Below are 20,422 nucleotides of genomic sequence, written 5' to 3'. Positions count from 1 at the left end.
GGGGTCCGCTGCGGTCAAGGCTATTTTAGAAATTCTTTAAGAAGCGCTCGCAGGCCCTCGCGCAGGCCGCCTGATAGTGGGGTAGAACCGATGCAGCCGATGCAGTCCCCCTTGCCTCATCCTGGCCCCTGGCAGAGCGCTGCCCGCGGCACTACACTTCAGTTATGTCCGAAACCGCCACTTTCCACCCCCTCGGCGGGGCCAGTCGTCCCGCGTTGCCCGACGGCCACGACGGGGCGTCGCCGCTGCGCATTCACTCCGAGTACGAACCGGCCGGCGATCAGCCCCAGGCCATTGTCGATCTCACCGGCGGCTTGCAGCAGGGTGAGCGTGACCAGGTGCTTCTGGGCGTCACCGGCTCCGGCAAGACCTTCACCATCGCTCAGGTGATTCAAAACCAGCAGCGGCCGACGCTGGTGCTGGCGCCGAACAAGACTTTGGCGGCACAGCTCTATGCGGAGATGAAGGCCTTCTTCCCGGAAAACGCGGTGGAGTACTTCGTCTCCTACTACGACTACTATCAGCCTGAAGCCTACGTGCCGCGCACCGACACCTACGTGGAGAAGGAATCCTCGATCAACGAGCAGATCGATCGGATGCGTCACTCCGCCACGCGGGCGCTGTTCGAACGGCGCGACGTGATCATCGTGGCTTCGGTGTCGTGCATCTACGGCATCGGCTCGCCGGAAACCTATGCCACGATGACCCGGACCATCCGGCAGGGTGATCTGCTCGACCGCAAGAAGCTCCAGCGCGAGCTCACAGAGCTGCAGTACAAGCGCAACGATATCAACTTCGTCCGAGGCACCTTCCGGGTGAGGGGCGACACCCTGGAAATCTTCCCGGCCCACTACGAGGATCGCGCATGGCGCGTTTCGCTGTTCGGCGATGAGGTGGAGGGGATCTTCGAGTTCGACCCCTTGACCGGCGAGAAGACCCAGACCCTGGAAGCCATCAAGGTCTACGCCAACAGCCACTACGTCACCCCCCGTCCGACGCTGATCCAGGCGGCGGAGCAGATCAAACGCGACCTCAAGCTGCGCCTGGAGGAATTCGTCGAGGGGGGCAAGCTGCTGGAAGCCGAGCGGCTGCAGCAGCGCACCCAGTTCGATCTCGAAATGATCGAGGCCACCGGTTCCTGCGCCGGGATCGAGAACTACTCCCGCTATCTCTCGGGCCGTAAACCAGGGGAGCCGCCGCCGACGCTCTTCGAGTATCTGCCCGAGGACGCCCTGCTCATCGTCGATGAGAGCCACGTCACCGTGCCGCAGCTGGGCGGCATGTACCGCGGGGACTATGCGCGCAAATCCACTCTATCGGAGTATGGCTTCCGGTTGCCCTCGTGCATCGACAACCGACCGCTCAAGTTCGAGGAATGGGACTTGATGCGCCCGCCGACGATCTATGTCTCTGCCACGCCTGGGCGCTGGGAGCTGGAGCGCACCGACGGCGTCTTCGTCGAGCAGGTTATCCGCCCCACTGGCCTGATCGATCCGCCCTGCGAGATTCGGCCGACGGAGCATCAGGTGGACGAGGTCATCGCCGAGTGCCGCGCCACCATCGAGCAGGGCGCGCGGGTGCTGGTCACCACGCTGACCAAACGCATGGCCGAGGATCTGACCGAGTACCTGCACGAAGCCGGACTGAAGGTGCGCTACATCCACTCCGACGTGGACACCCTGGAGCGGATCGAGATCATCCGCGATCTGCGGCTGGGCGTGTTCGACGTGCTGGTGGGCATCAACCTGCTGCGCGAGGGTCTGGACATTCCCGAGTGCGCGCTGGTCTGCATTCTCGATGCCGACAAGGAAGGCTATCTGCGCTCCACCACCTCGCTGATCCAGACCATCGGCCGCGCCGCGCGCAACGTCGATGGGCGGGTGCTGCTCTTCGCTGACAAGATCACGGACTCGATGCAGCGCGCTCTGGATGAAACAGGCCGGCGGCGGGAAAAGCAGCTCGCGTACAACGCGGAACACGGCATCACGCCCCAAACCATCCGCAAGCAGATCGCCGACATACTTGGGTCGGTCTACGAGCGCGATCATGTCAACGTGGACACCGGCGATGCGGGGCGCGGCGAACTGGTGGGGCACAACCTCAAAGCCTACATCGCCGAGCTCGAGGAGCGCATGCGCAGCGCCGCCGCCGACCTAGAGTTCGAGGAGGCGGCCCGCCTGCGCGACGAGATCAAGCGCCTGGAAGCCGCAGAACTGGAGTTGCCCGGTAGCGCTGCTGGGCTTGCGGAGGGTGCGGGCGGCTTCGCAGCCCGCGTCGCCAAGGCCGACGCACAGCAGAAGTCCCGCACAGGCAAAGGCCCCCAGCGTAAGGGCGGTGCTCGCCGGCGCCGAGGGCCTTAGACCGGATCGCATTCAATCTGAACCACAAGGTTTCAGATTGAATGCGTGAATCCGGTCTAACACCAAAAAGATAGTGCAGATTCACGCGTTCTACTTGGATCGCAAAGCGATTCCCGTTGGACGCGATCTGCACTAAGGCCTGGTTGGCCGCGCCGGCTCTTGCCGGCGGGCGGATCAATACATGTGCTGGCCGCCGTTGATCGACAGGGTGGAGCCGGTGACGAATCCGGCGTCGTCGGCCACCAGGAAGACCACGCCGCGCGCAATCTCCTCCGCCTCACCCAGACGCCCGACCGGGATCCGCGCCACGATCTTTTCCAGCACATTGGCCGGCACGGCGCGCACCATGTCGGTCGCGATGTAGCCGGGGGCGATGGCGTTGACGGTGATGCCCTTGCCCGCGCCTTCCTGGGCCAGCGCCTTGGTGAAGCCGTGGATGCCTGACTTGGCGGCGGCGTAGTTCACCTGGCCATACTGTCCGGCCTGGCCGTTGATCGAGCCGATGTTGACGATGCGCCCGAAGCCCTTGGCGCGCATGGCTTCGATCACGCAGCGCGAGAGGTTGAAGCAGGAGGTCAGATTGGTGTCGATAACCGCCTGCCACTGCTCCGGCGTCATCTTGTGGATCGTGGTGTCGCGGGTGATGCCGGCGTTGTTGACCAGCACCTCAACCGGGCCGTGTTCGGCGGTGATCTTTTCGATACCACTCTTCACCGCCTCGAAGTCGGATACGTCGAATTTGACCGCGGGGATGCCGGTCCGGTCGGTGAAGGCCTGGGCCGCCTCGTCATTGCCGCCGTAGTTGGCGACCACCTTGTAGCCGGCGTCCTTCAAGGCGACGCAGATTGCCTCGCCGATACCGCGGGTGCCGCCGGTGACCAGTGCCAGTCGTGCCATCAAAGCCTCCTCGTTCCTTTTCGCCGCCCGGCCTTTCCGGGTGGGTTCCCGATATGAAAGCATTTTATCGGTCGGCAACGGAAGCCTTGTTGCGACGGATCAAAAGCGCGAGCCCTCGGCCGGTCGCGCTTCACGGCGAGCGATATAGAGGGTGGAGCCCACCACAATGGCGCCGCCCAGATAGGTGGCCCAGTCCGGCAGCTCGGCGAAAGCTAGCCAACCGGCCAGCACGGCGATCGGCAGCTTGGCGTAGTCGAAGGGCGCGACGAAGGAGGCCTCGCCGCTGCGGTAGGCCTTGATGATGAGCGATTGGGAAACGAAACCGGTCACGCCCACCGCCGCGAGCAGGATCCACTGCTCCTGGCTGGGTGTGATCCACTGCATCAGCGCCAGGGGTGCTGTCAGAATGATCGAGGCCAGGCAGAACCAGAAGACCATCACTGGCTGGCTCTCGCTGGCCGGAACGCGCTTCACCAGCACCACGGACATGGCGATGCCGAAGGCTTGGCCCAGACCTGCCAGCAATGCCCATTCGAGCACGAAGCCGCCGTCCTGCAGCAGGCTGGGCAAGGTCATGATCACCACGCCGCCAAAACCGGTGAGCGTGGCCGTCCAGCGTCGCCAGCGCACCTGCTCGCCCAGCAGCAGCACCGAAAGCACCACGGCAAAAAGCGGCACGGTGAAGGTCAGCACCGTCACCGTGGCCAGCGGCAGGGTCGAGAGCGCGTAGAAGCCGCTGATCATGGCGCCCGCGCCGAAAAGCGCGCGCAGAAGATGGGTTCCGGGATGACGGGTGCGGAAGGCGACAAGGCCGCCGGCCAGCAGGAAGGGCAGCAGCGGTGCCAAGGCGAAAAAGGCGCGGGCAAAGGCGATTTGGAACACAGGCATGCCGCCCTGTGCCAAGGTCTTGGCGAAGGCCGCGTTCAGGGTGAAGCCAAGGGCGGCCAGCAGCATCCAGAGCGCACCACGCTCATTGCCGCCCAGTCGCACCCAACCCGCGGGTGCGCGGCCCGCACGCAATGCCGCATAGGTGTGGCGTAGCCCGTCAGACATCGCGGCTGCCGGGTGAGGTGGAGGCGGCCCGCAGAACCGCGCGTTCACGCTCGCGGGCCAGTTTGGCCTCGCGCTGACCGATGTAGATTGCCGAGGCTGCGATGATGCCGGCACCGACCCAGGTCCAGAGGTCGGGCAACTCGGTATAGAGCAGGTAGGCCAGCGCAGCCGAGAAGGGCAGGCGCATGTAGTCGAAGGGCATGACCGCGCTGGCATCGGCCAGGGCATAGGCGCGGGTGAAGGCGACGTGGGAGATGGCCCCGGTGAAGCCGACGAAGGCGCAGAGCGCCAGCGCATAGCCACTGGGCCACTGCCAGACGAAGAGCGCCGGCACCAGCGACAGGGGCGTGAGCAGCAGGTTCATGTAGGCGACCACCGTGCCGGCGCCCTCGGTGCGGCTCAGGGACTTGACCATCAGGGCGCCCATGGCCTGGAAAAGGGCGGCAGCGATGGGCAGCAGCATGATCAGGCTGAGATCGGTGAAGCCCGGCCGCAGGATCACCAGCACGCCGGCAAAGCCCACAAGGGTCGCCATCCAGCGTCGCGCACGCACGATCTCGTCCAAGAAGAGAGCAGCGCCGACGGTGGCAAAAAGCGGGACGGTGAAGTTGAGGGCCACCGCGTCGGCCAGGGGCAGCAGTGCCAGCGAGGTGAACCACATCATCATGGCGCAGAGCCCGACGGCGGCGCGCCAGAAATAGGTCTTGAGCCGGGTGGTGCGCAGGGCGGAAAAGCCGCCGGCCACCAGCCAGGGCATCAGGGTGAGCGCGGCGAAGAAGTTGCGCAGGAAGGCGACTTGCAGCGGCGAGAGTTCCTGGGCCGCCTCGCGGATCGCCACGTTCATCAAAGAGAAGCCGAAGGCGGCGGCACTCATGTAGAGCGCAGCGGCAATGGGGGCGCTGGGGCGCAAGGCTGCCGGGGGAAAACGATCGAAAATTCCCATGGGGCACGCAGCATAGGCAGCCCTGCAAGCCGCCGCTACGCTCAGGCGTGCAAGCCTGCCTTGCGCGCTACGGGGCCTTCGCCATAGTGTTTGGCGCCCCGCTGCCAGGCGGGGATAAGGACTGGAGCACAAGGGAGCCGTCGAGCCATGCCGACCACCGGGACCGAAGCCGACATGCCTGTTGCAAAGCCACTCTGGGAACCCTCGGCGGAGCGGATCGCCGAGGCTAACATGACGGCTTTCATGGCCTGGGTCGGGGAGCGGGAAAGCCTGGACCTGGCGGATTACGCCTCCTTTTATGGCTGGTCCGTCGACCAGTCCGAGACCTTCTGGCGCGCCTTCTGGGAGTGGAGCGGCATCATCGCGGACGGCCCGGGCGAGGTGACCCTGGTCAACGCTGACCAGATGCCCGGGGCCCAGTTCTTCCCGGATGCGAAGCTGAACTTCGCCGAGAACCTGCTGCGCCGCCGCGACGGGGCCGATGCCATTGTGTTCCGTGCGGAGGACAAGGTGGAACGGCGGCTCAGCCACCGCGAACTGCACGAACAGGTGGCGCGCCTGGTGATCGCGCTGCGCGAGGAGGGCGTGGAGCCCGGCGATCGGGTGGCCGGCTTCTTGCCCAACATGCCGGAAACGGTCATCGCCATGCTGGCTACCGCCGCCCTGGGCGCCATCTGGTCCTCCTGCTCCCCGGACTTCGGGCATCAGGGCGTGCTCGACCGCTTCGGGCAGATCGAGCCCAAGGTGCTTTTCGTGCCGGATGGCTACTACTACGCCGGCAAGACCTTGCCGGTGCTCGACCGAGTAAAGGCTTTCGCCGCCGAACTGCCCACGGTGCAGCGCATCGTGGTCTGCCCGCTGCTGGGCGACGGCAGTGGGCCGCTGAACTTCGACGAGCGCGGTGTCTGGCTGGAGGATTATCTACCGCTGCCGCCGGTGGGCGAGATCGAATATGAGCGCATGCCCTTCAATGCACCGCTCTATATTATGTTCTCCTCCGGCACGACCGGGAAACCCAAGTGCATCGTGCACGGCGCCGGCGGCACGCTGATCCAGCACCTCAAAGAGCACAAGCTGCACTGCGATCTGAAGCCGGACGACCGGGTCTTCTACTTCACCACTTGCGGCTGGATGATGTGGAACTGGCAGGTCTCGGCCCTGGCGAGCGAGTGCACACTGCTGCTCTACGACGGCTCGCCCTTCCATCCCGACGGCAATGTGCTCTTCGACTATGCGCAAGCCGAGCGCGCGACGCTCTTCGGCACCTCGGCCAAGTACATCGACGCCTTGAAGAAGGCAGACCTCCGGCCCAAGGACACCCACGACCTCTCGGCCATGAAGGTCATGACCTCCACCGGCTCGCCGCTGGTGCCGGAGAGCTTCGACTGGGTTTATGAGAACGTGATGGAGGATCTCTGCCTCGCGTCGATTTCCGGCGGCACCGACATCGTCTCCTGTTTCGTGCTGGGCAATCCGATCAACCCGGTGTGGCGTGGCGAGATTCAGTGCCGCGGCCTGGGGCTGGCGGTGGAAGTCTGGAACGATGCCGGCGAGCCAGTGATCGAGGAGAAGGGCGAACTGGTCTGCGTGAAGCCTTTTCCCTGCATGCCGATCTATTTCTGGAATGATCCCGACGGCAGCCGCTACCGCAGCGCCTATTTCGAGCGTTTCCCCGGCGTCTGGTGCCACGGCGACTATGTGGAACTGACCCGCCACGGCGGTATCATCGTCTATGGGCGCTCCGACGCCACGCTCAACCCCGGCGGGGTGCGCATCGGCACCGCGGAGATCTACCGCCAGGTGGAGCAGCTGCCCGAGGTTCTGGAGTCAATCGTCGTCGGCCAGGACTGGGACAACGACGTGCGTGTCGTGCTCTTCGTGCGCCTCGCCGAGGGTGCGGTGCTGGACGAGGAGCTGACCAAGCGCATCAAGACCACCATCCGCCAGGGCGCCAGCCCGCGCCACGTGCCGGCCAGGGTGCTGGCGGTGCCGGACATCCCGCGCACCAAGTCCGGCAAGATCGTCGAATTGGCCGTGCGCGACGTGGTCCACGGCCGGGTGGTGAAAAACCAGGAAGCCCTGGCCAACCCCGAGGCGCTGGATCACTTCAAGGGGCGTGACGAACTGCAGAGCTGATCTTCAGCCGCTCCGCCTGCCAGCGCTGCAGCGCCGGGGCGTCGTCCACGTCATAGCGTTGCTCCAGCAGCACCAGGCTCTCGGGCAATCGTGCCCGGGTATCCTGCAGCACGCTCTTGCTGCCCCAGGCGACACCGCTGAAATCGGGGCGCCGCCAGGGCCGGCAGCGGGCGCCGATGGCCCAGAAACCGCCGTCGTCGGCTGGTCCCAGCACCCAGTCGTGGCGGCGCAGCAGGAAGAAGGCCCGGCGCACCGTGGCCGGGTCGATGCCAGGAACATCTGAGCCGACCAGCAGCGCCGCGCCCTTTCGCCCCGGTGGCGGTGCCAGCAGGTTCAGCATGCGCTGGCCCAGGTCGCCGTGCCCTTGCGGGCGTCGCGGGTGGTTGGATGCCCAGCGGCCCGAACCCCGCGCCGCGGCATCCGGCGTCACCGCCACCACCAGCCTCCACTCCCGCGGTGCCTGCAGGCGGTGCAGCAGCTCCGCCAGGGCGATCTTCTGGAAGCGCCAGGCCGCAAGCTGGCCTGCTTCGCGCGCCAGTCGCTGCTTGCCCTGCCCGAAGCGGGGCTGCCGGCACATTACGATCAGGCGGTTGCGGCTGCCCATCATGGCGGCGCGCTGCGGCGGCCTTCATAGCGGCGGACCAGTCGCTCGGGCGGCACGCCGAGATGGTAGAGCCCGAGGCAGGTGAGATTACGCCAGGGCCGGCGCCACCAGCCCTCGCGCTCATAGCGCTGCGCACTGGTGCAGACCGTGGCCGGAAGGGCGAACAAGCGCTTGCGGCCGATGCGCCGCACCAGCGCCACATCCTCCATCAGGGGCCAGTCCGGGTAGCCGCCCAGGTCCTGGTAGAAGGCGGCGGCTATCACCATGCCCTGATCGCCATAGGGCAGACCGAACCAAGCCGCACGCCAGGCGGCCAGCCGCTCGACCCGCCGGGCCTGCGGCGCCGGGCTGATAAAGCGCAGGCGCAGGTAGCCGGCGCGCCGGCGATTGGCCGGATCGTCGATGAAGCTTCGCAACGCCTCGACCCAGGGGCCGGCGGGGAAGCTGTCCGCGTGCAGGAAGAAGAGCCACTCGGCGCCGGACGCGATCGCGGCTTCGGCCCCGGCGGCGAGCTGCCGGCCGCGGCCGGCGGGGCTGGTCAAAGAACGACAGCCGAAGCGCTCGGCAATGCCAGCTGTGTCATCGCTGGAGCCGCCGTCGACCACGAAGATTTCAAGCGCTAGCCAGTCGGCGCGCAGGGCCGCGAGCGTGGCGGGAAGGCAGGCGGCAGCGTTCAGCGCCGGGATGACCACTGCCAGCCGCGGCGCGTTCCTCGCCACCGCCTCAGGCCCCGCCACTGCCTCAGGGAAAGGCGCAGAGGTCGTGGGTGACCTGCAGGAAGCCCCGGTTCTCACCCTGCTGCGCGGCGAAGAGATGTTCGCTGCCATCATGCACGACCGAGAAATGCAGCGGCAGCTCGCCTTCGAACTCCTGCGTCTCTCCGCCCAGGCGCGTGACGGTCAGCCGCAGCACCGCTCCGGGGTCGAACCAGGCCTCCGGGTTGCCATCGGCGTTCATGGCCGTCGGGCCGGATGCCGTAACGGTGAAGAGGCCATCCCCGAAGGAGGCGACATCGTTGCCGCCGCGATGAAGCGGCGTGCGCACCAGGAAGCGCCGGGTGACCGGCTCGCCGCGGCATTCGCGCTCGGGCTCGACCGCAGAAATCACGAAGGTCAGGCGGGAAAGCTCCACCCCGTCTGCCAGCCGGGATTGCGCCTGGTCGAGCAGTTCGGCCATCTCGCCGGTAGGAACGTCCTGCTCATAGCGCTCCCGCACCTCGGCTTCCGCCTGACGGGCGCTTGCCGCGTCGGCGGCCAGCTGGCCGTTCTCGGCCTGGATCGAATCGAGTCGTCCGCGGGTTTCTTCAAGCTGATGCGCGAGGGCGTCGATCTGAGCCTGGCCCACCTGGCGCCCGGCGCCATAGGCCATCCAGGCCGCCACAGCGATGCTGCCCAGCACCAGCAGTGTCTTGATGAGGGCCCAGCGGCGCTCACGCTTGCGCCTTTCGAGAGGGTCCCTTAATCCGAGTGACATGGCGAGTTGGTCCGTTTTCCTCGTCCGTGAGCCTGTCCGCAGGACACAGTTGCCCGGACTTTTGCCCGCTGTTGGACGATAGGGCAAGCACCGCTGCACAGGAGATCAAGCTATGGTCAAGAAAATGCAATGGCAGGTAGAGCGCCCGCAGAGCATCGAAAGCGTTCTGGCGGCTTTGCGTTTCGACGAGCGCGGACTGATTCCCGCCATTGCGCAACAGCATGACAGCGGTGAAGTGCTGATGCTGGCCTGGATGTCGGCGGACTCGTTGCGCCAAACGCTTAGCAGCGGCCGGGTGTGCTATTGGTCGCGTTCGCGTGCCGCGCTCTGGCGCAAGGGGGAAAGTTCCGGCCACGTACAGCAGCTGGTCGATTTTCGCTGGGACTGCGATGCCGACTGCCTGCTGCTGCTGGTGGAGCAGACGGGCCAGGCCTGCCACACCAACCGGCGCAGCTGTTTTTACAACGCGTTGCGCGGTGGCGCGCCGACGGTGATCACTGAGCCTGAGACTGGCGCCTGAGGGTCACGGCAGTGGAGCGCGTTCCAGGAGCTCGATCTCCTGCGGGGACGCCAGCTCAATCATCGCGCCGCCGCTGAAGAACACCCACCCGCGTACGCGTACGCGTCGGCCCTCGAAGGAGGACAGGAGCTGTCCCTGGTGCGTCAGGCGGCGCATAACGGTGCTGGGCAATCGGATGGTGAAATCCTGGCGCCAGTCCACTTCAAAGTTTAGGTAGCCGGTGCCGCGCACGTCCTCGGCCGCCAGCACCCGGCCCTCGATGAGCGCGAAACGCCCCAGCGCGCGCCGCGCCTCACTGTGATGCAGCGGCTGGTGCGCCGGATCGGCCCAGAGGCCGCGCTGCTCGTCGCGCGCCAGCCGCTCCGCCGCAGCCAGGGCCGGCGCTGGCGACTCGGCTCCGCGCAGGTCGAGCAGCAGCGCCCCCTCACGCAGCAGACGTTCCTGCAGCCAAGCGCCTTCGGCTGCGCCCTGGACTAGCAGGCGCCGGTGCCGGTCGCTGCCTGGCGCGACTGCCAGGAAACTGAGCGCGCTGCCGGGCGGTGCCAGCCGTTCCAGCCAGGCGCGCGCCGCTTCAGCCTGCCGCCAGGGGCTATGATCGTCATAGGCGAGCGGGGGCTTTGGGCCCCGCACGCCGGCCAGCCGCAGCGTGCGTCCATCTTCCAGGCGCAGTTCGGTGGCGGAAAGGACCGCTGCGACCTGGGCAGTCTCGGCCTCCTGCCAGTTCGGCGCAGCGGCCTCCGGCGCACCCGTCATCCCGCCAAACAGACAAGCAATCAGAAATAGCCTAAACATGCCGTAGAATAACGGAGAGTGCCAAAGCAAGGCAAAGTGGTTGCACGGCTGCTGCGCGCCTTTCCGACGCATGCTATGAGTGAGGACAGGAAGGAGATGCCGTCGATGCCGCCTTTTGAACTCTTCCCGCCGATCGAGCCCTATGAAACGGGGCGATTGCGCGTCGATGACCTGCACGAGCTTTACTGGGAGCAGTCGGGCAATCCCGGCGGCAAGCCGGTGCTCTTCCTTCACGGCGGGCCGGGCGCTGGGGCTTCGGCGGATCACCGGCGTTTTTTCGATCCGGCGCACTATCGCATCGTGATCTTCGATCAGCGCGGCGCCGGGCGCTCCACCCCGCTGGGGGAGCTGCACGAGAACACCACGGATCACCTGATCGCCGACATCGAGCGCCTGCGCGAGCTCTTGGGCATCGCCCGCTGGCAGGTCTTCGGCGGCTCCTGGGGCTCGACCCTGGCCCTGGCCTATGCGCAGCGCCACCCGGAGCGGGTGGCGGCACTGGTGCTGCGCGGGATCTTTCTATCCCGGGCCCGGGAGATCGAGTGGTTTCTCTATGGCCTGCGCAGTTTCTTTCCCGAGGCCTGGGAGCGTTTTGCCGGCCACCTGCCCGAGGCGGAGCGCGGCGATCTGCTTGGCAATTATCTCAAACGCCTGAGCGACCCCGATCCTGATGTGCACCGGCCGGCGGCCCAGGCCTGGAGCACCTACGAGGGTGCCTGCTCCACCCTGCTGCCCAGCCCCGACACCGTCGCCGCCTTCGGCCGCGAGCGCACGGCCATCGGCCTGGCGCGCCTGGAAGCGCACTACTTCTCCCACGGCAGCTTCCTGGGAGAGGGGGCGCTGCTGCGTGGGGTTTCGCGCATCCGCCACATCCCGGCGGTGATTGTCCAGGGGCGCTACGACAATGTCTGCCCGCCTATCACCGCCTGGGAACTGGCCCAGGCCTGGCCGGAAGCGGGCTTCGAGATGATCGCCGACGCCGGCCACTCGGCCATGGAACCCAACATCCGCCGCGCCCTCGTTCGGGCCACGGAACGCTTCAAAAGGCTGTAGAGCGGATTGCTAAGCAACCATCTTGGGCCAGCGATCCGCCCCTGCTATAACCGACCCACAAACGCCACACCGCAACGGCCCCGTAGCTCAGCAGGATAGAGCAACGGATTCCTAATCCGTAGGTCGCTGGTTCGAATCCAGCCGGGGTCGCCAATCTGACGGAGGCAGTTTTATGGGTGGAGAGACCAAAGTCCTCACCGCGCATGTACCGCTCAGTCTTGTAAAGCAGGTGGATGAAATGGCTGCGCGGCTAGAGCGGCCGCGTGGTTGGGTGATCAAACAGGCGCTTGCAGCATGGGTGGATCAGGAGGAGGAGCGTCACCGGATGACGCTCGAAGCCCTGGAGGATGTCGACGCAGGGCGCGTGATCGACCAGCGGGCAATCCAAGCCTGGGCTGACAGCCTCGGGACCGGAAACCCGCTTCCACCGCCCACTGAATGAAGGTCCAGTGGACGCGCAGAGCTTCCTCGGATCTGCTGCGCCTGTACGAGCACCTAAGCCCCGTTGCACCTGAAGCCGCGGCCAGGGTGGTCCAGCAACTTGCTCATGCCCCCGATCGGTTGCTGGACTATCCGAGGATTGGTGAAAAGCTGGCGCCCTATGAGCCACGCGAGGTCAGGCGGATCATCGTTGGGAATTACGAGCTGCGATACGAGATCGCGAACCGGACCATCTTCATACTGCGACTTTGGCATTGTCGTGAAAATCGTACCTTCAGTGAGCAGGACGATTGAACGAAGCCCGCTCTCAACGGACGCTTTCCCTCGACCGGCAGCGCCTGGAGGCGCAGCGGGTCGGCTGAGCATGCTGCTTCCGGACGAGGCGCCGCGGCACTGAGGCGGAGCCTCCCGCCCCCTCACACCACCGCCACCTCGCGCAGCGGCCGGCCTTCGCGCAGGCGCGCGAAGCTGAAGGCGGAGAGGTCGAGACTTTGCCAGCCGCCGTGGACGATGCATTCCATGAGGCCGCGGCCCACCGCCGGGCTCTGCTGCAGGCCGTGGCCGGAAAAGCCGTTGGCAAAGAGGAAGTTGGTGATCTCCGGGTGCGGGCCGAGAATGGCGTTGTGGTCGAAGCTGTTGACGTCGTAGTGACCGGCCCAGGCACCGGTGGGCTTGATCGCCTCGAAGGCGGGAACCCGCTCGGCGAGCAGGGGCCAGAGCCGCTCCTCGAAGAGCGCGTGCTCCACCTCGAGATCCTCGCAGTCGGGATCCGCCTCGCCCTCGCCCGGTGAGATGCCGCAGATGAAGCCCTCGCCCTCCGGCCGGAAATAGAGGCCGCTGGGATCGATCACCAGCGGGCAGTGCGGCAGTGGCGTGCGGCAGTCGAAGACGAAGACGTTGCGCTTGCGGGGATGGACCGGGATGTCGATCTCGGCCATGGCGGCGACACGGCTGCCCTGGATGCCGGCGGCATTGATCAGCCAGCCGCAGGCGAGCCGCCCGCCGGACGCCAGCTTCGCGGCCTGAACGCGCCCCGCCTCAAGCTCTAGCCCCACCACTTCGTCATTGAGGTAGTCGACGCCCAGGCTGCGCGCCTTGGCGCGGAAGGCCTGCAGCAGGGCGAAGGGGTCGAACCAGCCTTCATCGGCCAGACCAAGGGAACCGCCAGCCAGATCCTCGATCCGCATCCAGGGGAAACGTTCGTGCAGTTCGGCCGGTTCGAGCAGGGCGACCTGCGCACCGCCTGCGCGCTGGACCGCGTGGTTGTGGCGGAGAATGTCGAGCCCGGAAGCCCCGGCCAGAAAGAGATAGCCCTTTTCCTGGAACTGGGGATCGGGCGTCTGGCCGTCGACCGCGAGATGCTCCGGCAGGGACTTGAGAAAGGCGGCGCCGAAGCGCGAGATGGCGACGTTCTCCGGCGTGGAGAACTGTTGGCGGATCGAGCCGGCGGAGCGCCCCGTGGCGCCACTCTGATAGGAGGGGTCCTTTTCCACCACGGCGACACGGCCGGTGAAGTCGGCGCTGGCGGCCAAGAAATAGGCGGCCGCGCTGCCAATCACGCCGCCACCCACGATCACCACGTCGTACGCCGTCGGACTCACCCTGCTTCTCCCTTTTGTCAGGCGGCGCGGATTGTGACGAAGTCGGGCCGGCGGGAAAAGGGTGTGCTGAGCGAGGGAAGATGCTGTGCCATCGACAGACCGCTCTTCGGATTGGCCAACCTCACTGCACCGAGGAACCCGCCACCGGACGGACCTGCTCCGGCAGCCAGGTGGCCAGTTCCGGAACGGCGATGATCAGGAAGACCATGGCGAACATGATCAGGAACATTGGCAGGGCCGCGCGGGCGATGAAGCTCATCGAATGCCCGGTCATGCCTTGCAGCACGAAGAGATTGAAGCCGATGGGCGGCGTTATCTGGGCCATCTCCACGACGATGACCACGAAGATGCCGAACCAGATGAGATCAATGCCGGCTTGGCGCACCATCGGCTCCACGATCGCCATGGTCAGGACCACGATGGAGATACCGTCAAGGAAGCAACCCAGCACGATGTAGAAGATCATCAGCATCATGATGAGCTGGAAGGTGCTGAGCTCAAGCGTGGCGATCGTGGTGGCAAGTGCACGGGGCAGGCCGGTGAAGCCCATCGCCATGGTGAGGAAGGCAGCACCGGCGAGGATCAGCGCGATCATGGCGGAGGTGCGGGTCGCGCCGAGCAGGCTTTCAAAGAAGACCTTTCGGTTGAGCGAGCCTTGCGTGGCCGCCAGAATCATCGCGCCGATGACGCCGATTGCCGCAGCCTCAGTCGCCGTGGCCACTCCCAGGTACATCGAGCCGATCACCAGTAGGATCAGCAGAAAGATTGGAATGAGAAAGCGCGAGCGCTCGAGCTTCTCCCGAAAGCTGATCCGGGCCTCGGGGGTTGGCTTGTACTTTTTCGAGAGTTGCGAAACCAGGATCACGTAGAGGCTGAAGAAGCCTCCCAGCACGAGGCCTGGGATGATGCCGGCAATGAAGAGGCTGGTGATCGACTCGTTGATCGAGACGCCGTAGACGATCAGCGTCAGCGAGGGCGGGATCATGAGGCCGAGGGTTGCGGCGCCCGCCAGGGTGCCAATGACCATGGTTTCGGGGTAGTTGCGCTGACGCAGCTCCGGAATGGTCATCTTGCCGACGGTGGTGAGGGTGGCTGCCGAGGAGCCGGAGACGGCGGCGAACACGGTACAGCCGGCGATATTGGTGTGCATCAGGCCGCCCGGCAAACGCGCCATCCAGGGCGAGAGCCCCTTGAACATGTCTTCAGACAGGCGTGTGCGATAGAGGATTTCGCCCATCCAGATGAACATCGGCAGGGCGGTTAGGGTCCAGGAAGACGACTGCCGCCAGATCGCCGTCATCATGGCGTCGCCGGTGGGCCGGGCGGCGAAGATCTCCATGCCGATGTAGGCGGTGCCGAGCAGGGCGAGACCGATCCAGACGCCAGAGCCGAGCAGCAGGAAGAGGACAAAGAGAAAAAGGCCGATCGCGTAGAGCTGTTCCACGAGTTCTACTCCACGCGGCTCGGTTTGGTGACACCGGCACGGATGTTGTCGCGCCCGGTGATGAGCAGCGTAACGAGATTATCAAGGAGGCAAATCGCCAAAATGATGGAGCCGACGGCAACCGGCGTCTGAGCGATCCAAAGCGGGGTGGCGTCCTGCCCCTGGCTGACATCGCCCAGCAGCCATGACCAGTAGACGGTCCTCACCGCATACCAGGCGACATAGATGCTGCCGGCGGAGGCGACCAGGAGGCACCAGAGCTCCCCCCAGAAGCGTTTCTTGCCGAGGAAGTTGAGCAAGAGCCCCACCCGAATGTGTGCCCCATGATTGAGGGTATGCGCGAGGGCGAGGAAGGAGGCTGCCGCCATCAAATAGCCCGCAATCTCGGCAGGTCCGTGCAGCGGGATCCCGAACCACCGCGCTGCAATCTGCAGGGTGATGGCGATCAGAATGAGGATAAGACAGAGCGCGGCGAGCCCACCTGCTGCGTAATAGAGCGCGTCGAGCAGGCGGCGGATCATGCGACCCACTTCATTCACGGATGCAGCCCCCAAGGCTGGGAAGAGGTGTGGGAAGGGGCCCGGCCCTTACGACCGGGTCCCTCTTGTTCCCTACTGCGCCCGATAGGCTTCAATGATCGCGGCGCCATCCTCGCCGGCGCTTTCGATCCACTCTTCAGTCATGGTCTCGCCGAAGACGGCCAACTCCTCGCGCAGCTGATCGGAGGGCGGTTCCACCGTCATGCCATTGGCACGCAGCTCCTCCAGATAGCCGCCAGTCAGTTCCTCTGCCTTGCGCGTACCCTCTTCGCCGGCGGTCTCACCGCATTCGAGGAGGACATTCTGCGTCTCTTCGTCGAGGCCTTCAAAGGCGCCCTTGTTGACGAACACGAGGTTACGCGGCAGCCAGGCCTGCACATCGTAGAAGTGCGAAACGCTCTCCCAGACCTTGGAATCAACGCCCGTCGAGCCCGAGGTGATCATGCTGTCGACGACACCCGTGGCCAGCGCCTGGCTGAGTTCGGCGGCCTCGATCTGCACAGGAGCCATGCCCGCAAGCTCGGCGATGCGCGCCGTGGCCGTGTTGTAGGCCCGAAACTTCACGCCCTGGAGGTCCTCGGTGCTGTTAATATCCTTCTTGGCGTAGAGCCCCTGGGGCGGCCAGGCGGCTGCGTAGATGTAAACGAGGTTCTGGCTGTCCAGGACCTCCTTCATCTTGTCCTCGGCCGCCGCCCAGAGCTTCTCGGAGGCCTCGAAGGAGGTCGCGAGGAAGGGGATGGAATCGATGCCAAACAGGGGATTCTCGTTGGCGTGCGCTGAGATCAGGCGTTCGCCGATCGGTGCCTGGCCGGTCTGAACAGCGCGCTTGATGTCGGAGCCGTTGAAGAGCGAGCCGTTTGGATGGGTGACGATCTCCAGTTCTCCGCTTGTGCCCTCGGTGACGCACTGCGCGAACTTGGCCGCATTCTCAGAATGGAAATTGGTCGCCGGATAAGCGAGCGGCATGTCCCAGGTTTCGGCCGAAAGGGTTCCGGCAGAAAATGACAGCGCAGCGCAGGCTGCGAGCAAAGAGGTAATTCTTTTCATCTTTTCGTCCCTCATAACGTGAAGTGGATGCTTCCCTCCGGATCGCGCCTGCCGAAATGAGATGTTTCGTAATCGCGGCGTGACTCCAGTCTCCTCTGGTCGCAGCAGGCTACCAGAGCAACGGGACGTCGAAAAGTTCGCTCGCGGGGGACGGTCGCTAACAGGGTCTTCGTTCGGAACAGCTTGTTTGGCCACCGACAAGGCGTTCTGAGGGCCTGCGTCAGCGCTGCAGTACCAGCAAGATGCCAGCCAGCAGCAAGAGGGTGCCCAGCCATTCCCGCCCGCTGGGGCGCTCGCGGAAGATCAGCAGTGAGACCAGGAAGGTGAAGACCAGTTCGATCATGCCCAGGGTGCGTACATAGGCCACCTGCTGGATCGTCATGGCGGTGAACCAGCAGGCCGAGCCCAGAACCCCGGTGATGCCCACAAGCCCCGAGAGGCGCCAGCTGGCGAAGACCGCTCGGAGCTGCCCGGGCTCGCGCAGGGAAAGCCAGAGTCCCAGCATCAGGGTCTGCAGCAAGACCGCGGCCAGCAGGGTCCAGCCGGCGGCCATGAGGAAGGAGGGATGGCCGGTGGAAAGAGCAGCCCCCCTGAAGGCAACGGAGGAGATGGCGAACAGCGCACCCGAAAGCAGCCCGAGCCCCGCGGCGGGGCCAGCGAGGCCGGCCCAAAGTCCGCGCCAGCTCAAACGACCCTTCTCCACGGCGACCAGCATGACTCCGGCGGTGCCCAAGGCGATGGCCGCCACCCCCAAACCCGTGACCGCTTCGCCGAGGAAGATCAGAGCGAAGAGCGCGGCTTGCACCACCTCGCTCTTCGAAAGCGCGGTACCGACGGCGAAGTTGCGCTGGCGGAAGCAGGCCAGCAGGGCCGCGGTGGCAAGGATCTGCGTCATGCTGCCCAGCAGCACCCAGGGCAGGAAGCCGGTGCCGGGCTGCGGCAGCGCATGACCGAGACCCTGGTTGAGCAGCAGCACATAACCCAATGCCAGTGGCACGCCGTAGACGAAGCGGGTGAAGGTGGCGCCATAGGTGGACAGCCGTCCCGTCAGGTGCTTTTGCAGGGCGGTGCGGACGTTTTGGAACAGCGCCGCGGCGATGGTGATGGGAATCCACAGCCACTCCAAGGCGGGTCTCCACTGCTGATTGGTCCCCACTCTTAGCCGCTGTCCCGCTCCGCGATAAGGCGCGCGTGGCGGGAAGCAGCCATGAGGCGCGCGCCGGTTGTTCGCTGTGCCCTTTCCTCTTAGGGTCGCTGCGGTTTCCACACCGCGGCAGGGCTGCTGCGTGCCGGGCTGGCCGAAAGGCTGCTTTCGGCTCAGGAAAGGTGTGGGCTTCCGCGGGTGTGAGGGATCGGGACGGACATGACGACAGAGGCGCAGCTGCGTTCTAGCCGCAGCGCGGAACAGGAGGAAACGCCAAACTTGGGGCTGCTGCGTATCGCGCTGGTGGTGGCTCTGCCCTTTGCCGGCGGCTATTTCCTCTCCTACCTGTTCCGCTCGGTCAATGCCGTGATCTCGGGTCGGCTGCTCTCGGAGCTGGGCCTCGATGCCTCGGCGCTTGGCCTGCTGACGGCCGCCTACTTCCTTGCCTTTGCCTGTTTCCAGCTGCCGCTCGGCCTGCTGCTGGACCGCTTCGGGCCCCGGCGGGTCCAGGCGGGACTGCTGCTTTTTGCTGCGATAGGCGGTGTCGTCTTCGCACTGGGTCAGTCACTCACAACCCTGATGATCGGAAGAGCGCTGATTGGGCTGGGCTGTGCCGGGGGGCTCATGGCCTCGCTCAAGGCGCTCAGTCTCTGGTTCCCGCCGCAGCGCTGGGCCTTGGTCAATGGCTGCTTTCTAATGGTCGGCGGGCTGGGTGCGGCCACCGCCACGGCTCCGGTCGAGGCGGCCTTGCACCTGGTCGACTGGCGTACGCTCTTCCTCATTCTGTCCGGCGCGACCTTGCTGGTTGCCTCCCTCATTTTCCTGGTGGTGCCGCCGCGTGGCGAGCAGGGGGCGGCGCAGTCCAATCTGCGTGAGCAGCTCGCCGGCCTGGGACGGATCCTGAGCAGCCGGCTTTTCTGGGCCGCCGTGCCGCTCAGCGTCTCCAGTCTGGCTGCCGGTCTCTCGCTGCAGGGGCTTTGGGCCGGACCCTGGCTGGCCGACGTGGGCGGGCTTTCCTCCTCCGCCGTAGCGGGCGTGCTGCTGGCACTGGCGCTCTCCATGACGGTGGGCTTCTTCTTTGGCGGCCTCTTGGCCGACGGCATGGAACGCATCGGGCTGGGTCTGGATGCAGCCATGGTGTTGGGTGCGATCCTCTTCATTCTGCCGCAGCTGGCGATCGTGCTGGAACTGGCGCCGCAATCGGCCTTGCCGTGGATGGCCTTCGGCTTCACCTCCAATCTTTGCATGGTGATCTACCCGCGGCTGGCCCGATCTTTTCCCTTGTCGCTCAGCGGCCGGGTGAACACCTCGCTCAACCTGATGGTCTTCATCGGAGCCTTTGCCATGCAGTACGCCATCGGCGGTCTGCTCGACCTGGCGGCGCCAGAGGCTCAGGGCCACTATCCAGCCGAAGCCTATCAACTCGCCTTTGGCGGCGTGGTGGGCCTGCAGCTCCTCTCCCTGCTTTGGTATCTCTTTTTCCTGCCCCGCGGTCAGCGGATATGAGCCATTCCTTGGGTGAGGCGCCGGCCGACTGGTACCGCAACTTCTTCGAGGGCCTGGCGGCCGAACTCTGGCGCGCGGCCTGCCCGCCGGAGCGCACGGCCCAGGAAGCTGCCCTGGTTGCCGATGCCTTGGATGTGGATCCGGGCGATGCTCTGCTGGACCTGGCTAGCGGCGATGGACGACTGGCCGTGCCTTTGGCGGCTGTGGGCTATCGCATCACCGCTGTCGATCTCTCGCCACGGGCTCTGGCGGCGGCGCGTGCTGGCGCTGCGGCGGCGGAGGTCGAGCTCGAACTCTGCCAGCGCGACCTGCGCGACCTGCCCTGGCCCGACCGCTTCCAGGGCGCCTACTTCCTGGGCAATTCCCTGGGCTACGAGGATGCTGCGGCCACCGGAGCCATCTTCGCCGCCGTGGCGGCTTGCCTGCAGCCGGGTCGACGTCTGCTGCTGCACAGCGCAAACCTGGCGGAAACGCTGCTGCCTTTCCTGGAGCCGCAGGTGCGGGTGCAGCGTGGCGGCATCGAGATGCGTGCGCAGAACGCCTATGACCCGGAAGGCCGGGTGCTGACCACGCGTTATCGCTTTCGGCGCGGCCAGGCGCAGGAAGAACATCTGGCCCGTCACCATGTCTTCACCCTGGCGGAGGTGGAGGGCCTGCTTCGGGCCGCCGGCCTGGAGACCATCGCCTGCTGGTCCAGCCTCGACGGCGAGCCCTTCGCCGGCGAGGCCGAGGAGGTCTGGATCCTGGCGGAGAAGCGCGGGACCTAAACGCATTGGGCTCGGGCGCGGCGCTCGGGCAGGGCTTCAGTCTCTTCCCATCGCGCCTGGCCCCGGCTACAACCGGTGGCACCGACGACCCACTGCTCAGAG

At 65.8% G+C, this 20,422-nt stretch carries 20 protein-coding genes and 1 tRNA gene; 9 read left to right on the top strand and 12 right to left on the bottom strand.

Annotated elements, in window-relative coordinates:
* Window positions 1-164: 164 nt before the first annotated feature.
* Complete coding sequence (gene uvrB / locus P2G67_RS06220; protein WP_275821118.1) at window positions 165-2,360, top strand: excinuclease ABC subunit UvrB; 2,196 nt, start codon at window positions 165-167, stop codon at window positions 2,358-2,360.
* Window positions 2,361-2,534: 174 nt separating this feature from the next.
* Here the strand turns inward: uvrB and phbB are convergent, their stop codons facing one another.
* The 3 genes from phbB to P2G67_RS06205 form a co-directional block, all read right to left on the bottom strand.
* Entirely contained in the window at window positions 2,535-3,257 is a 723-nt protein-coding gene (gene phbB, locus P2G67_RS06215; RefSeq protein ID WP_275821116.1) for an acetoacetyl-CoA reductase, read from the bottom strand.
* 99 nt (window positions 3,258-3,356) lie between these two features.
* On the bottom strand, window positions 3,357-4,310 hold the full coding sequence (locus tag P2G67_RS06210; RefSeq protein ID WP_275821115.1) for a DMT family transporter: 954 nt from the start codon (window positions 4,308-4,310) through the stop codon (window positions 3,357-3,359).
* Window positions 4,303-5,253: a DMT family transporter gene (locus tag P2G67_RS06205; RefSeq protein WP_275821113.1), complete on the bottom strand. Its 951-nt coding sequence runs from the start codon at window positions 5,251-5,253 to the stop codon at window positions 4,303-4,305. The genes P2G67_RS06210 and P2G67_RS06205 overlap by 8 nt, the downstream gene beginning before the upstream one ends.
* 147 nt (window positions 5,254-5,400) lie before the next feature.
* On the opposite strand from P2G67_RS06205, the gene P2G67_RS06200 reads away from it, so the two are divergent.
* Window positions 5,401-7,389, top strand: coding sequence for an acetoacetate--CoA ligase (locus tag P2G67_RS06200; RefSeq protein WP_322099648.1), 1,989 nt, complete (start codon window positions 5,401-5,403; stop codon window positions 7,387-7,389).
* Here P2G67_RS06200 and P2G67_RS06195 read toward each other — a convergent pair.
* Genes P2G67_RS06195 through P2G67_RS06185 form a run of 3 tightly spaced genes read right to left on the bottom strand, consistent with a single transcriptional unit; the run spans window position 7,361 to window position 9,466 of the window.
* Complete coding sequence (locus tag P2G67_RS06195; protein WP_275821111.1) at window positions 7,361-7,996, bottom strand: TIGR04282 family arsenosugar biosynthesis glycosyltransferase; 636 nt, start codon at window positions 7,994-7,996, stop codon at window positions 7,361-7,363. The two genes, P2G67_RS06200 and P2G67_RS06195, sit on opposite strands and share 29 nt — an antisense overlap.
* Window positions 7,993-8,712 (bottom strand): TIGR04283 family arsenosugar biosynthesis glycosyltransferase, encoded by a 720-nt coding sequence (locus tag P2G67_RS06190; RefSeq protein WP_275821109.1) that lies wholly within the window; start codon window positions 8,710-8,712, stop codon window positions 7,993-7,995. The genes P2G67_RS06195 and P2G67_RS06190 overlap by 4 nt, the downstream gene beginning before the upstream one ends.
* A 22-nt stretch (window positions 8,713-8,734) precedes the next feature.
* A complete protein-coding gene (locus P2G67_RS06185; RefSeq protein ID WP_275821107.1) occupies window positions 8,735-9,466 on the bottom strand; it encodes a hypothetical protein in 732 nt (243 codons plus the stop codon).
* A gap of 112 nt (window positions 9,467-9,578) precedes the next feature.
* Between P2G67_RS06185 and hisI the strand changes: the two genes are divergently transcribed.
* Window positions 9,579-9,986, top strand: coding sequence for a phosphoribosyl-AMP cyclohydrolase (gene hisI, locus P2G67_RS06180; protein ID WP_275821105.1), 408 nt, complete (start codon window positions 9,579-9,581; stop codon window positions 9,984-9,986).
* A 3-nt stretch (window positions 9,987-9,989) separates the two neighbouring features.
* Here the strand turns inward: hisI and P2G67_RS06175 are convergent, their stop codons facing one another.
* The gene (locus P2G67_RS06175; protein ID WP_275821103.1) at window positions 9,990-10,739 is read right to left on the bottom strand and encodes a hypothetical protein; all 750 of its coding nucleotides are present in this window, start codon (window positions 10,737-10,739) and stop codon (window positions 9,990-9,992) included.
* Window positions 10,740-10,883: 144 nt separating this feature from the next.
* Here P2G67_RS06175 and pip point away from each other — a divergent pair, with 144 nt between their 5' ends.
* From pip to P2G67_RS06155, 4 genes are all read left to right on the top strand, one after another.
* Window positions 10,884-11,831, top strand: a complete 948-nt coding sequence (gene pip, locus P2G67_RS06170; RefSeq protein WP_275821101.1) for a prolyl aminopeptidase — start codon at window positions 10,884-10,886, stop codon at window positions 11,829-11,831.
* 76 nt (window positions 11,832-11,907) lie between these two features.
* Window positions 11,908-11,984, top strand: a tRNA-Arg gene (locus P2G67_RS06165).
* A 19-nt stretch (window positions 11,985-12,003) separates the two neighbouring features.
* Complete coding sequence (locus P2G67_RS06160) at window positions 12,004-12,273, top strand: CopG family ribbon-helix-helix protein (protein WP_275821099.1); 270 nt, start codon at window positions 12,004-12,006, stop codon at window positions 12,271-12,273.
* A complete protein-coding gene (locus P2G67_RS06155; RefSeq protein WP_275821097.1) occupies window positions 12,270-12,566 on the top strand; it encodes a type II toxin-antitoxin system RelE/ParE family toxin in 297 nt (98 codons plus the stop codon). The genes P2G67_RS06160 and P2G67_RS06155 overlap by 4 nt, the downstream gene beginning before the upstream one ends.
* Window positions 12,567-12,688: 122 nt before the next feature.
* On the opposite strand, the gene P2G67_RS06150 is transcribed toward P2G67_RS06155, so the two are convergent.
* The 5 genes from P2G67_RS06150 to P2G67_RS06130 form a co-directional block, all read right to left on the bottom strand.
* The gene (locus P2G67_RS06150; protein ID WP_275821095.1) at window positions 12,689-13,873 is read right to left on the bottom strand and encodes an NAD(P)/FAD-dependent oxidoreductase; all 1,185 of its coding nucleotides are present in this window, start codon (window positions 13,871-13,873) and stop codon (window positions 12,689-12,691) included.
* A 121-nt stretch (window positions 13,874-13,994) separates the two neighbouring features.
* Window positions 13,995-15,317: a TRAP transporter large permease gene (locus tag P2G67_RS06145; protein WP_275821093.1), complete on the bottom strand. Its 1,323-nt coding sequence runs from the start codon at window positions 15,315-15,317 to the stop codon at window positions 13,995-13,997.
* Window positions 15,318-15,322: 5 nt separating this feature from the next.
* On the bottom strand, window positions 15,323-15,838 hold the full coding sequence (locus P2G67_RS06140; protein WP_275821091.1) for a TRAP transporter small permease: 516 nt from the start codon (window positions 15,836-15,838) through the stop codon (window positions 15,323-15,325).
* A 90-nt stretch (window positions 15,839-15,928) separates the two neighbouring features.
* Window positions 15,929-16,903, bottom strand: coding sequence for a TRAP transporter substrate-binding protein (locus P2G67_RS06135; protein WP_275821089.1), 975 nt, complete (start codon window positions 16,901-16,903; stop codon window positions 15,929-15,931).
* 220 nt (window positions 16,904-17,123) lie between these two features.
* Entirely contained in the window at window positions 17,124-18,029 is a 906-nt protein-coding gene (locus P2G67_RS06130) for an EamA family transporter (RefSeq protein WP_275821087.1), read from the bottom strand.
* A 237-nt stretch (window positions 18,030-18,266) separates the two neighbouring features.
* Here P2G67_RS06130 and P2G67_RS06125 point away from each other — a divergent pair, with 237 nt between their 5' ends.
* Complete coding sequence (locus P2G67_RS06125) at window positions 18,267-19,553, top strand: MFS transporter (RefSeq protein ID WP_275821085.1); 1,287 nt, start codon at window positions 18,267-18,269, stop codon at window positions 19,551-19,553.
* A complete protein-coding gene (locus P2G67_RS06120) occupies window positions 19,550-20,320 on the top strand; it encodes an SAM-dependent methyltransferase (protein ID WP_275821083.1) in 771 nt (256 codons plus the stop codon). Before P2G67_RS06125 ends, P2G67_RS06120 begins: the two co-directional genes overlap by 4 nt.
* Window positions 20,321-20,422 lie beyond the last annotated feature (102 nt).

The sequence above is a fragment of the Aquibaculum arenosum genome (assembly GCF_029222965.1).
GTDB classification, from domain to species: Bacteria; Pseudomonadota; Alphaproteobacteria; order Kiloniellales; family DSM-21159; genus Aquibaculum; species Aquibaculum arenosum.
Note: the sequence above shows the minus strand (reverse complement) of the source record. Positions and strands in the feature narration are given on the sequence as shown.

Excerpts from the sequence above, each read along its gene's own strand:
- P2G67_RS06205 (WP_275821113.1), bottom strand. The coding sequence starts at position 5,253 with ATGGGAATTTTCGATCGTTTTCCCCCGGCAGCCTTGCGCCCCAGCGCC.
- P2G67_RS06125 (WP_275821085.1), top strand. The coding sequence starts at position 18,267 with ATGACGACAGAGGCGCAGCTGCGTTCTAGCCGCAGCGCGGAACAGGAG.
- P2G67_RS06155 (WP_275821097.1), top strand. The coding sequence starts at position 12,270 with ATGAAGGTCCAGTGGACGCGCAGAGCTTCCTCGGATCTGCTGCGCCTG.
- P2G67_RS06120 (WP_275821083.1), top strand. The coding sequence starts at position 19,550 with ATGAGCCATTCCTTGGGTGAGGCGCCGGCCGACTGGTACCGCAACTTC.
- P2G67_RS06135 (WP_275821089.1), bottom strand. The coding sequence starts at position 16,903 with ATGAAAAGAATTACCTCTTTGCTCGCAGCCTGCGCTGCGCTGTCATTT.
- hisI (WP_275821105.1), top strand. The coding sequence starts at position 9,579 with ATGGTCAAGAAAATGCAATGGCAGGTAGAGCGCCCGCAGAGCATCGAA.
- P2G67_RS06175 (WP_275821103.1), bottom strand. The coding sequence starts at position 10,739 with ATGACGGGTGCGCCGGAGGCCGCTGCGCCGAACTGGCAGGAGGCCGAG.
- P2G67_RS06185 (WP_275821107.1), bottom strand. The coding sequence starts at position 9,466 with ATGTCACTCGGATTAAGGGACCCTCTCGAAAGGCGCAAGCGTGAGCGC.
- uvrB (WP_275821118.1), top strand. The coding sequence starts at position 165 with ATGTCCGAAACCGCCACTTTCCACCCCCTCGGCGGGGCCAGTCGTCCC.
- phbB (WP_275821116.1), bottom strand. The coding sequence starts at position 3,257 with ATGGCACGACTGGCACTGGTCACCGGCGGCACCCGCGGTATCGGCGAG.
- P2G67_RS06160 (WP_275821099.1), top strand. The coding sequence starts at position 12,004 with ATGGGTGGAGAGACCAAAGTCCTCACCGCGCATGTACCGCTCAGTCTT.
- P2G67_RS06195 (WP_275821111.1), bottom strand. The coding sequence starts at position 7,996 with ATGATGGGCAGCCGCAACCGCCTGATCGTAATGTGCCGGCAGCCCCGC.
- P2G67_RS06140 (WP_275821091.1), bottom strand. The coding sequence starts at position 15,838 with ATGATCCGCCGCCTGCTCGACGCGCTCTATTACGCAGCAGGTGGGCTC.
- P2G67_RS06200 (WP_322099648.1), top strand. The coding sequence starts at position 5,401 with ATGCCGACCACCGGGACCGAAGCCGACATGCCTGTTGCAAAGCCACTC.
- P2G67_RS06210 (WP_275821115.1), bottom strand. The coding sequence starts at position 4,310 with ATGTCTGACGGGCTACGCCACACCTATGCGGCATTGCGTGCGGGCCGC.
- pip (WP_275821101.1), top strand. The coding sequence starts at position 10,884 with ATGCCGCCTTTTGAACTCTTCCCGCCGATCGAGCCCTATGAAACGGGG.